The organism is Paenibacillus chondroitinus NBRC 15376 (assembly GCF_004000765.1).
GTDB classification, from domain to species: Bacteria; Bacillota; Bacilli; order Paenibacillales; family NBRC-103111; genus Paenibacillus_E; species Paenibacillus_E chondroitinus.
In genome coordinates this window covers 1-11,559 of sequence record NZ_BILW01000060.1, presented here as the reverse complement: position 1 = coordinate 11,559, position 11,559 = coordinate 1, and the positions used below count along the sequence as shown (strand labels likewise).

General features: G+C 46.1%; 11 protein-coding genes and 1 pseudogene. 3 read left to right on the top strand and 9 right to left on the bottom strand.

The window, feature by feature from the left end; translation table 11 throughout:
- Positions 1–2 precede the first annotated feature (2 nt).
- The 9 genes and pseudogenes from preA to PCH02S_RS32640 all read right to left on the bottom strand — a co-directional run bounded on the left by preA (position 3) and on the right by PCH02S_RS32640 (position 9,080).
- Positions 3–1,295: an NAD-dependent dihydropyrimidine dehydrogenase subunit PreA gene (preA, locus tag PCH02S_RS32680; protein WP_127458288.1), complete on the bottom strand. Its 1,293-nt coding sequence runs from the start codon at positions 1,293–1,295 to the stop codon at positions 3–5.
- Between the two features lie 41 nt (positions 1,296–1,336).
- On the bottom strand, positions 1,337–2,701 hold the full coding sequence (locus tag PCH02S_RS32675) for an NAD(P)-dependent oxidoreductase (RefSeq protein ID WP_127458287.1): 1,365 nt from the start codon (positions 2,699–2,701) through the stop codon (positions 1,337–1,339).
- A 51-nt stretch (positions 2,702–2,752) separates the two neighbouring features.
- Complete coding sequence (locus PCH02S_RS32670; protein ID WP_127458286.1) at positions 2,753–4,018, bottom strand: M20 family metallo-hydrolase; 1,266 nt, start codon at positions 4,016–4,018, stop codon at positions 2,753–2,755.
- 18 nt (positions 4,019–4,036) lie between these two features.
- Positions 4,037–5,401, bottom strand: a complete 1,365-nt coding sequence (locus tag PCH02S_RS32665; RefSeq protein WP_127458285.1) for an aspartate aminotransferase family protein — start codon at positions 5,399–5,401, stop codon at positions 4,037–4,039.
- Positions 5,402–5,498: 97 nt separating this feature from the next.
- Positions 5,499–6,308, bottom strand: a pseudogene (locus PCH02S_RS32660) (ABC transporter ATP-binding protein).
- A 239-nt stretch (positions 6,309–6,547) separates the two neighbouring features.
- Positions 6,548–7,471: a S66 peptidase family protein gene (locus PCH02S_RS32655; protein WP_127458284.1), complete on the bottom strand. Its 924-nt coding sequence runs from the start codon at positions 7,469–7,471 to the stop codon at positions 6,548–6,550.
- Between the two features lie 108 nt (positions 7,472–7,579).
- On the bottom strand, positions 7,580–8,500 hold the full coding sequence (locus PCH02S_RS32650; protein ID WP_127458283.1) for a tyrosine-type recombinase/integrase: 921 nt from the start codon (positions 8,498–8,500) through the stop codon (positions 7,580–7,582).
- 99 nt (positions 8,501–8,599) lie between these two features.
- On the bottom strand, positions 8,600–8,854 hold the full coding sequence (locus PCH02S_RS32645) for a YolD-like family protein (protein WP_127458282.1): 255 nt from the start codon (positions 8,852–8,854) through the stop codon (positions 8,600–8,602).
- A gap of 22 nt (positions 8,855–8,876) precedes the next feature.
- Positions 8,877–9,080 (bottom strand): YwbE family protein, encoded by a 204-nt coding sequence (locus PCH02S_RS32640; protein ID WP_127458302.1) that lies wholly within the window; start codon positions 9,078–9,080, stop codon positions 8,877–8,879.
- A 157-nt stretch (positions 9,081–9,237) separates the two neighbouring features.
- Here PCH02S_RS32640 and PCH02S_RS32635 point away from each other — a divergent pair, with 157 nt between their 5' ends.
- The 3 genes from PCH02S_RS32635 to PCH02S_RS32625 all read left to right on the top strand — a co-directional run bounded on the left by PCH02S_RS32635 (position 9,238) and on the right by PCH02S_RS32625 (position 11,494).
- Entirely contained in the window at positions 9,238–9,981 is a 744-nt protein-coding gene (locus tag PCH02S_RS32635; RefSeq protein ID WP_127458281.1) for a YqjF family protein, read from the top strand.
- A 228-nt stretch (positions 9,982–10,209) separates the two neighbouring features.
- Entirely contained in the window at positions 10,210–11,073 is an 864-nt protein-coding gene (locus tag PCH02S_RS32630; protein WP_246069364.1) for an AraC family transcriptional regulator, read from the top strand.
- Between the two features lie 139 nt (positions 11,074–11,212).
- Complete coding sequence (locus PCH02S_RS32625; RefSeq protein WP_127458280.1) at positions 11,213–11,494, top strand: hypothetical protein; 282 nt, start codon at positions 11,213–11,215, stop codon at positions 11,492–11,494.
- Positions 11,495–11,559: the final 65 nt, after the last annotated feature.

Below are 11,559 nucleotides of genomic sequence, written 5' to 3'. Positions count from 1 at the left end.
CGTTATACAGCCTCCTTTTTGTTGGAATTCCCTTCGCCGAGCTTGGCAATCGCCTCTTGCCTTTCGTTCCATGTCAAGGGTGGTTCCGTGCCAGCCACCTCAACCATCGTTATGGCACCTTCTACTGGACAAACAATAGCGCACAAGTTGCATCCGACACAGTCTTCTTCTCGAACTTGCAAGTATGACTCTCCCGTATCGGAGGTCAGCATATCGATGCATTGATGAGAGGTATCCTCACAAGCAATATGGCACTTATTGCAGTTGATACAAGTATCGTTATCAATTTTAGCGACAACGGCATAGTTTAAATCCAAATTTCCCCAATCCGAATAACGGGGAACGGATTTACCGATCAAGTCCATCACGCTAGCGAGCCCTTTTTCATCTAAATAGTTGTTCAAGCCATCGATCATATCCTCTACGATTCGGAAGCCGTGATGCATGGCCGCTGTACAGACCTGCACCCCTGTAGCACCCATCAGCATAAATTCAACAGCATCGCGCCAATTGGAAATACCGCCTATTCCCGAGATTGGAATGCCAACCTCCGCATTGCGCGCGCAATCCGCGACCATGTGCAGCGCGATCGGTTTTACAGCAGGACCGCAATAGCCGCCATGAGAGCCTTTCCCTCCGACATGAGGGATTGTATTCCACGTATCAATGTCGACCCCAGCTAAGGAATTAATCGTATTGATCAGAGAGATCGCATCTGCTCCACCTCGAACTGCGGCCTTCGCCGTACTTGTAATGTCCGTTATATTCGGCGTCAGCTTTACAATGACCGGTGTTTTCGCCGCTTCTTTGGCCCACATCGTTTGCGCTTCCACAAGGTCGGGCTGCTGCCCGGAGGCTGATCCCATGCCGCGCTCCGCCATCCCGTGCGGACAACCAAAGTTCAGTTCAAGTCCGTCCACCCCGACGGCTTCGACCTTCTTTACAATTTCATGCCACTTTTCACGTTTGGGTTCAACCATGAGAGAAACAACAAGCGCATGATGGGGAAAACGCTTCTTTGTCTCGTAAATTTCTTGCAAATTGACCTCAAGCGGGCGGTCACTAATCAATTCAATATTGTTAAAGCCAGCGACACGTTGTCCGTTGAAATGAACCGCAGCGAATCGTGAAGAGGTATTGATAATGGGGTCTCCGAGCGTTTTCCATACCGCACCTCCCCAGCCGGCTTCGAACGCTCGCTGGACTTGGTAACCTGTATTGGTCGGAGGCGCCGATGCCAACCAGAAAGGGTTTGGTGAAGTTATGCCTGCAAGATTGATGCGTAGATCTGCCATGCCGTATCCCTCCAGTATGATGTACGATTAATGACACACTATTAGGCAGACTCGTTCTGGGCTGTAGTTACTTGTTTGTAGATCGCGTAAGCGGCTTGCTTCCCTTGCTGAGCGGCTGAAACAACCATCGCCTCCCCTTGACCCTCTCCGAAAATAACATCTCCTGCCGCAAATACTTTGGGATTTGAGGTTTGACCTGTCTCAGGATTTACCGTCACTGTCCCGCGAATATGTGCTAGCTTGAACTGATCAATCAGGGATGCATGCCGCGTTTGTCCGATCGCTTTGATGACCGCGTCAACCGGAAGGATGAACTCTGACCCGACTACAGGGACAGGTCTCCTGCGCCCCGCTTCATCATCGATCAGCTCCATCAGGATGCATTCCAAGGCTGTTACGTTGCCGTTAGCATCGCCAATTATGCGACTCGGAGCTGTCAGCCATCTGAATGCTACGCCATCCATTTTGGCAAAATCAAATTCAAAATCATACGCCGTCATTTCCGCTTGCGTTCGCCGATACACGATCTGAACTTGCTCTGCGCCAAGCCTCACCGAACAGGTAGCTGCGTCAATTGCCGTATTTCCTGCACCAATGACGGCTACTCGCTTCCCGATCAGGTTCGTATCCAGGTCTGCGGCTGATTTCGTTGCTTCAACGAAGTCTATGGCATCGTAAACGCCTGTTAAATCTTCGCCTTCAATCCCAAGCATTGGCACCTTCGACATCCCGACCGCCAACACAATAACGTCATAGTTTTCTAACAGGGACTCCGCCGTAATATCCACGCCAACCCGTGTGTTCAATTTAAAATCAACCCCAAGCTGACGAATCTGATCTACTTCCCAAAGCGAAATTTCCTGCGGCAAGCGGAAAGAAACGATGCCATATGTATCTAACCCTCCTGCTTGTTCTTTTGCTTCATAAACCGTCACTTGAAAGCCGAATCGGGCGAGCTCTCGGGCAGCCGAAAGGCCGGCGGGTCCACTTCCAATAATCGCAACGGATTTACCGAGGCTTGCTCCGGGTTTGAATAAAACGGCCTCATTTTTCATCGCCCAATCTGTCGCGTAGCGCTGCAATTGTCCGATTAAAATAGGCTTGGACGATTGATTAAGGACGCAAGCCCCCTCGCAGAGCTCCTCGGTCGGGCATACCCTGGAGCATGTAGCCCCAACCGGATTCGCCTCCATAATCACGCGAGACGACCCTTTGAGGTTGCCAGAGGCAATCTTTTTAATAAAAGAGGGAATTTCAATCCCTGTCGGACACGCGCGTACACAAGGAGCATCATAACAATACAAACATCGATTCGATTCTTCGATCGCCTCTTTCGGCTTCATGCCCGCTTTGACTTCGGCGAAATTGCGTTTCAAATCATTTAGTGAAATAAATGATGTCCCCATTTGCCACACCTCCGCGCGTATAAGCTAACAATCTAATGAATGCTATCAGGTCTATGATCCTGGATTTCCTAGAGCGATTCGGCGTGCTGTGCGATACAGCAGCTCAGTGCCTAATGCGATGTCAACAGGGCTTGCATATTCCTTCGGATTATGGCTGATTCCCTCCAAACATCGAACGAAAATCATCCCATAATCGCATACATGCGACATCGCCAGAGAGTCATGAAACGGACCGCTCATAAGCTCCGGCGGAGAAATTCCCAGCTCTGCTGCCTCCTCGCGCAAGCTCTGCATGATCCAACCGGCGCAATAACGCGGTTCACTGTTCGTATCCTCCCGAATCGTATACGTAAGCCCATGTTCGCTGGAAACGTTCTCGATCACACTCAACAATTCGGTTTCGAGCGCATTGCGACGCGATAAATCGATATCGCGCAAATCAATCGTGAAAGACACTTTTTCGGGAATAATGTTGCGAGAATCCGGAAAAACCGTAAGTGAACCTACCGTCCCAACCGTAGGAGCATTCGGCACTTGCTGCACAAGCTCGTTGAGAGCAACGATAATCTTGGCGCTTCCCAGCAGGGCGTCATGACGCATCGACATTGGGACCGATCCTGCATGCCCCGCAAACCCGGTCATCTCAACGGTAAGCCATAACGGACCCGATATACCTGTAACGATCCCGATGGGCTCATTCAATGCTTCGAGAACCGGTCCTTGTTCGATGTGCAGCTCTAGAAAACTGCCGACACGTCCTTGTTGAAACTCATAATTTTCGAAATTCGCAGGGTCACAACCGAACTCGATTAATGCTTCCCGGCGTGTAACGCCGCTTTTATCCGTTCGCTCAAGCTCGTTCTCTTCCAACTTGCCAGTCATGCCACGGACACCGAACAGCCCTTTGTTGAAACGACATCCTTCCTCGTCACAGAATGCCACAACTTCAATATCGCATGCAGGCGTTTGGCCTGATTCCACCATGGTTTGAACCACCTCAATCGCGCCAAGCACGCCAATCGCGCCGTCAAATCTGCCGCCATAGGGCTGTGAGTCGATATGAGATCCAAGCATAAGCACTGGAGCATCCGGATTACGGCCCCTCAACTTCCCGATGAGATTAGCAAATGGATCGATGTGCGCTTCCATTCCTGCCTCTTCCATCCATTTTTTCACGAGTTCCACGCCTTCCCGATCTTCCTTGGAGAGCGCCAATCGACAGACGCCAGTCTCTCCGATTTTTCCAATTTGTGAAAGTTCATGAATATGCTGATGCAAGCGTGAAGTGTCAATATGTAGCCGAGAGCTTGTAGACAATGTCCTTCATCCTTTCTCCTAATTGGCATCGAACACAGCAAGTAAAGTGTCTACGATAAAAGCAATATCGTCGTCCGTTGAAGAGAATGGCGGGCTTAAAGTAAGAATGTTGGCATACCCAGGCACGGTATCTCCATTTTTTCCGATTAGCAGCCCTTTTTGCTTGCAAGCAGCTATGATGCTCATCACGCGCTCTGCCGTTGCAGGCTCTTTGGTCTTCACATCTTCAACCAGTTCAATCCCCATCGCCGATCCAAAAATGCGGATTTCACCTATGTGCGGATGTTTCAATAAAGGTTTCAAGCCGTCTTTAAAAGCGTCTCCAATCTGTGCGGAACGTGCCACTAAATTTTCATTTTCTAAAATTTCAATATTTTTCAAGGCAACAACACAAGAAACCGGATTGCCACCGAACGTGTTAATATGGCGTAAATGGCTTGTGGGTTCCTGGTTGTTTTTGAACGAATCATATAATTCGGCCGAGACAGCCGTAGCGGATAACGGTGAGTAAGCGCTTGTCATGCCTTTGGCCATCGTCACAATGTCAGGTCTGACACCGTAATTAAGATGACCGAATTTCTCACCGGAACGGCCAAAACCGCAAATCACTTCATCTACGATGAGCAAAACATCGTATTTATCACAGATGCCGCGAACTGTTTTCAAATACTCGTCTGGCGGCACAATCACGCCACCTCCCGTAATAACCGGCTCCATAATGACGCCGGCAACGGAATCTGCGCCTTCCCAAACGATGACATCCTCAATGGCTTTAGCGCACTGCAAGCTGCAGCTCCCCTGCTTTTGGCCGAAAGGACAGCGGTAGCAGTACGGAGGCGGAACGTGCTGGAATCCAACGCCAAGCGGTTCATATTTCAGCTTTCGCTGCGCTTGCCCCGTTGCCCCTAAAGCCCCCATCGAATTCCCATGATAGGCGCGATGCCTGGAAATGAACTTGTGTTTCGTTGGCTTCCCATTTTGATGATAGTATTGCCTGGCGATTTTGAAAGCCACTTCATTGGCATCCGAGCCTGAGTTCGAGAAAAAAATGCGGTAGTCACCATCCAGCCACTCATTGATTTTTGCTGCAAGCTCGATTGACGGGATGTGAGATTGCACCATGGTGGCGTAGGCAAGCTTCATCATTTGTTCAGCGGCAGCTTCGGCAATTTCCTTCCGTCCATGGCCTACATTCACGCACCATAACCCGGACATGCCGTCCAGATAACGATTGCCGTCCACATCCGTCACCCAGCTCCCTTCACCGGAAGCAAGGATCATGGGGTTTTCGTTATGTGCAGACATATGGTGCCACACATATTTGCGATCCTTCTCAAGCAGCTCCTCCTTGGTGGGCAGATTACTCATTTCATTACTCTGCATAGTCAGCCTCCTCCCCTCGTAATCCTTGCAAAAAATTCCCTATCTTATTTCTATGTGCAAAAAGAGAGAGACATCCCTTGGAGACACTGTTAAATCTTTATTTTCGTTCCTTTAAGGGAGACTGCCCTTGGTATATGCTGGTACGAATGACATCGGAAAGCGTTTGAAACGGCTCCGATCCCCGTATTAGTGCAGTGCGTTCTTCTCCTAGATCAACGCTGTGAATCGAATGTATACGTCCAGGATGAGCCGTTAAAACAATAATTCGATCAGATAAGAAGACGGCTTCGGATATGCTATGAGAAACAAAAACGATGGTTTTCTTCGTTTTCTTCTTAATCGCAAGGAGCTCGACTTGCAGCTTATCCTTCGTGAACGCATCCAACGCTGAGAAGGGTTCATCCATAAATAAAATGGGCGGATCCAAAGTTAAAGAACGGGCAATCGCAACTCTTTGCTGCATGCCACCGCTTAACTGCCAAGGGTAATAATCTTTAAATTTCGTTAAACCTACGGTTTCAAGCAGTTGATCGACCGTATGTCTATACTCCGAGCGGTTTTGGCCTAGTACCTCTAGGGGAAGTTCAACATTTTCCTGCACAGTTCGCCACTCAAATAAACTTGGTTGCTGCAGCACAATGCCGAACTTTCTACGCTAACGAACTTCCCGCGGATGTTCTTTCTCCATCAGAATTTGGCCGCTGGACGGCTGCAAAAGGTCTGCCATGATTCGCAGCAATGTTGATTTTCCACTGCCCCGAGGGCCAAGTAAGGATACGAATTCATTCTGGTGCACATCGAATGTAATGTCCTGAAGGACCGTCACCTGCCTCCCTCTTTTACCGAACACCTTGCATACGCCATCCAATGATATTTCCACCTTTTGCCGAGAAAGCTCTGAATTCATCCTGCTCCTCCTCAACTTACCCTATCCCCACGTTATAGATGTGTAATTTACAATAACTGTATATGTTATATTATATAACACATGGAATTTATTTCATTATACAAAGTGTTCCGAAATAACTGATTTAAAGTGACAGAATGTAAAATCCCTCCTCTCGAATTCAAATAACCCTGTCTCATTTAAGAGTCAGGGTTATTTATAACATTACATAATAAATATTATGTAAACAAATTTTCATGCTACATTTTAACCGTTGATTCCAGCACTGTAAGTGTGTTATCAAATGTATTGAGATCCACCATAGCTCCGATTGGAATTGCTGCTTTGTAGTACCCATGCGCAGTGCTCAAATTCGTCATAAGAGGTTTGCCTAGCGGATACATGATACCGTTAATTAAATCATCGTAAGTCGTTGAATACGAAACGGAACAATTCGTGCATTGGCCCATGATAATCCCTTGGCAATGTTGGAACTTACCGGCCATGATCAATTGCGTCAAATAACGATAAATCGTATTCGTTGGTTCATGCGTCTCTTCGATCATCACGATTTTGCCTGTTGTGTTGATTTCATACGGTGTTCCCAAGGATCCTACGAACGATGTTAGATTTCCACCGACAATTTGCCCTCGCACATTGCCTTGAATTAAGCTTTTCAGCGGAAGCCCAGGTGGATTTTGAATCACCCTTGTTGGTGATAAAGTCGACGTCGCCGCGAAAAACTGATCAAAGTTATACTTAGGTGAGTTAGGGTCAAAATCAATTAAAAGAAGACTTTGGAACGTAATTAAGTTCGAAAATTGATTGAGGATATTTAATAAGATCGTAATATCGCTGTAGCCTGTAATAATTTTTGGATTTTTGTTAATCAACTGATAGTCTAAATACGGCAAGATATCTCTTACGCCTGTGCCTCCCCTGGTCGGCAGGATCATTTTAACCTGATGATTCGAAATCATGGACATAAAATCTTCTGCACGCTGCTGAGCCGTTGAAGCAACAATGCCATCGTAAGAATACACATATTTTCCAACAAGCACCTCAAAACCCATACCTTCAAGCGTCGCTATTCTTGCATCAATGATACTAGCGTCAAGCGGACTTCCTAAAGTAACAATTCCTATGGTGTCACCACCGCGTAACATGGGGGGCTGAATGGTCATTTGCATGCCTCCTACCAATGCCCTTGTATTGCAAAGGTTTAAATCTCTCTGTTGCCTTATATGCGCCAAAAGAAAAATATATGACCTCGATGACTATTTTTCATATCCTTATATCCCCATCCCAGCAGGGATGAACGCTGTAACGCGATTCATTGCCTCTTGCTTTTGTTTATCAGCAACGTGCGTATAAATCTGTGTTGTTTGTATGCTTGCATGACCCAACAATTCCTGCAGCGTTCGAATATCCGTTCCTGCCAGTACCTGCATCGTAGCAAATGTATGCCGCAGCTTATGGCTGGAAATAGACTTTCCTTGCAGCTCCCCATAGTGCTTCTTCAGTTCCTCGAAATGTTTCTCTGCGATCGTTTGAATCATCCGTATGCTGATTCGGCGCCCAAATTGCGATACGAAAAAAGGCTGCTCGCCTTTAATCCGTGAATCCAGCCGCTCGGCCAGCGCTTTATTCAACACCTTGACCAGTTCATCCGGCAGCGGAATCAAGCGCCATTTCCGACCTTTCCCATAAACAAGCAGCGACTTGGTTGTCAGGTTAAAATCCGCGGTATTTAATCGGTGCAGTTCGCTAACCCGCAGCCCTGCGTAACTCATTAACAGAAACATCGCCACATTGCGAATCTGATATTTCCCCTCGATCGATTGCAGGAAAACGGATAGCAGCTCCTCGCTTAGAAATGTTGGAATCTGATTTTTCTCTACCTTCGATTTCTTTATGTGGAGAGATGGATTGCTGGACGCCAATTGAAGATCGATCAATGCTGTGAAAAAAGTCCGGATCGATGACAAATATCGATTACGTGCAGCATCGCCCGCCCCTCCCTGACGCATTTTAGTTAAAAAACGCATGATATCAATCGCCTCTATGCTGGACAAAGATTTTTCCATTGACGATAAAAATAAACGAACATCCCCCAGGTAAGCTTGCTGTGTTCTTTTGGTGAACCCCTGATCCTTCATCCAGGTATCAAACAGCTCCAAATAGTCGTCATCATACTCCAATCCTTGTCCCATCTTCGTTCACTCCGTCCGTTAGAATCTAAGTTGCGTTAAATATAGATTTAGTGCAATTTTTTAGACAGAAAAAAGCGGCCAAATTAGGCCGAAAGAGAGCTAATCTCTAGGATATTCCACTTTCATAATGTCCATAAAAGGAACTTTATCGACTTCCCCAGTGCTTGTTTCGATATGTACGCGTCCCGTACGTGAATCCATCGTTGTGATAAGTCCACGAACAAACTCTTCACGTCCCCAAACTGTAAGAAGAATCTCTGAGTTTTCCATCTTTGCTTCCGACAGTTGATTCCCAATCTCTTCTAAAACAAATTCATCGCGCGTTGGTCTTTTTGCCACTTTCGCTTTTGCCATTCTCGTTCCCCCTGCGTCCTAATCACCTTGCCGGTGTTATAATTTCTTTCACTCTTCCTACTTGTCCATCGGTTAGCCTTACTTTAATCCCATGAGGATGTGTCGGCGAATTCGTTAATAAGTCTTTCACAATTCCACGTGTAAGCTTGCCGCTCCGCTGATCTTGTTTCAAGACAATATTGACTTCGATTCCCGGCAGGACATCTTTCCGATTTTGCCCATTCATGTTGTGAGAGTCGCCTGCTTTCTTTCCAGATTGTGCTTCATTATACCACATATTTCACGCATTCCCTACCGGAAGTGCGAACATATGTAAAACCCTTTACAGCACACAAGTTAACTTATACGATGAGGGATATATCCTACATTAAGGAGCTTTTCCTATGAGTCGATCATGGCCTTTGCCTGCAAAACCTTGGATCATGCATCAAATATGGAATGACTTGTTATTCGCTCATTGGCCTGTGCCTGTCGAAATCATTAGAAATCTTCTACCTTCTTCAATTCCAATCGATACTTTCGAAGGAACAGCATGGGTAGGCGTCGTTCCTTTTCATATGACAGGCGTTACTCCCAGGGGCATCCCGGCATTGCCTTATTTCTCATCCTTCCCGGAAATCAATGTCCGCACCTACGTCACGATTCACGGGAAGCCCGGCGTATACTTCTTCAGCTTAGACGCTCATAACAAATTTGCTGTGGAAGCGGCGCGAATCTTATTCCATCTCCCCTATTTTTATACGCAAATTGAAGTGAAGCAAACATCAAATAACACTACGTTCTACCATAGTGTTCGTCAAGATCCGCGCGCGCGGCAAGGTGAGTTTCTAGCGGAGTACCGCCCCACTTCCCCCATTCGGCAGGCAATAGTTGGAACATTAGAGTACTGGCTTACGGAGCGTTATTGTCTATATTGCAAGGATCGGAGCGGAAGGATTTATCGGGGAGAGATCGATCATGATCCATGGCCTTTGCAATCGGCCGAGGCTGAAATCTCCATGAATACACTGCCCGCTTCGTTTGGAATCAAACTACCGGAGGAAGCACCTGTCTTACATTTTGCTAAACAGTTAAAAGTAAAGATTTGGGCTCTTGAGAAATTAAACGATCATTTTAGCAACGAATAGTGTTCAATATTGTAGTTCGAATTTAATTAATGACATAAATGATTAACACCATTAATTAATATTTGGGTTGAAAAACCAGTAAAACTCATCCGCATAAAATCGAAATCGTTAAAATCATCAATACTATTTCCATGGATAAAATGTTCAGATATAATAAAAGTAATTAATGTCATTAATTTAACTCGAAAACAATAATAGCTTAGAAATATTACGGAGGTAATATACGATATGCCTAAGATCATGGACTATATGATCAGTCCTTATCCGTTAAGGATCATTACTTCGCCTATCGATTCCAGCAAGCTAAAGCTGCAATCTTTGATAATTACAAACGTTGGCCACTTGCCCGGACGTATCTCTTTCCGGCATCAAGCCACTTTCTCTAAATGGGCATTCATTTACCTGGCGGGTGGTAATGGCTCCTATCAAGCAAATAACGGGCCGGTACAACGTGTGGAAAGCGGCAGTTTGCTCTTCTTGCGACCTGGTGTCATTTATAATTACGGGCCCGATCAAGGCGGCTTCTGGGATGAGTTTTATTTTACTTTTGAGGGCCCCCGTATCGAGGAATGGCTTGGAAGTTGGTTGACCCATGTCGATGAAGCGAAACAGGTCGGCCATGAGGATGCAACCCAACACAACCGGATCGAACGTATTTTCATGCTGATGGAAAGCGGATTGCCTGATAACATGGATCGCGCCGCGCTGCTTGTGGAAACGCTGCTTTTTGAATTTATGCTGAAAGCGCAAGCTACGGCCCAAACGACAAAAACACAACAAGTCATCGACATTATGGATGACCTCGGGGACTCTCTCTTTCAGCCTTTCGATGCGAAAAGCATCGCCAAACGGCATCACATCTCGCTTTCTACGCTGCGCAGAGTTGTGAGTGAGTATACAGGCTATCCGCTCAACGCCTATATCAACCGTTTGAAGATCGCTGAAGCGAAAAACATTCTCCTCAATACAGAGGATTCTGTCAAAGAAATAGCCGATTCGTTAGGGTTTAAAGACGTCTTTTACTTTTCGCGTTTATTTAAAAAATACGTCGGAGTGGCCCCTCTTATTTACCGAAACAATATGCAGCTTTAAATTTGTTTACATAATATTAGTTATGTAACTATTTCAGTGTCTTTTTTTCAAAAATCAGTGCTTCGTCCTAGTACGACTTGTCATCGAGCTACATATGATATCTCAGTAGTAAATCTTCCCACTGGGGAGGTGAATCCAAATGACACTAGCACTTACAGGATGGATGCTCTACGCAATGTTTGTAGTTCTTGGTTTAATGGGCCTAAGCTTCTTATACAGCCTATACAATGCTCTCAAAGCCGGTTCGTTCTCCAGCGACTTATTTCTCTCTTATTTGAAAGATTTATTGTTCTATGTGTTCCCATTATTCATGCTCTCCAACATGATGGCCCTTGACCCTACAGGTTTCTTACTGTTAATCGGTTATTATCTTGGCGCACTCGGAGTCGCACTCAAATATTTGGGAAGCTTTAAAAAATAATTTGTAATCGCATTCACAAAATGCGAATGATATGGCTCATCTTAAGAGCCAAAAGCAGCCATGAG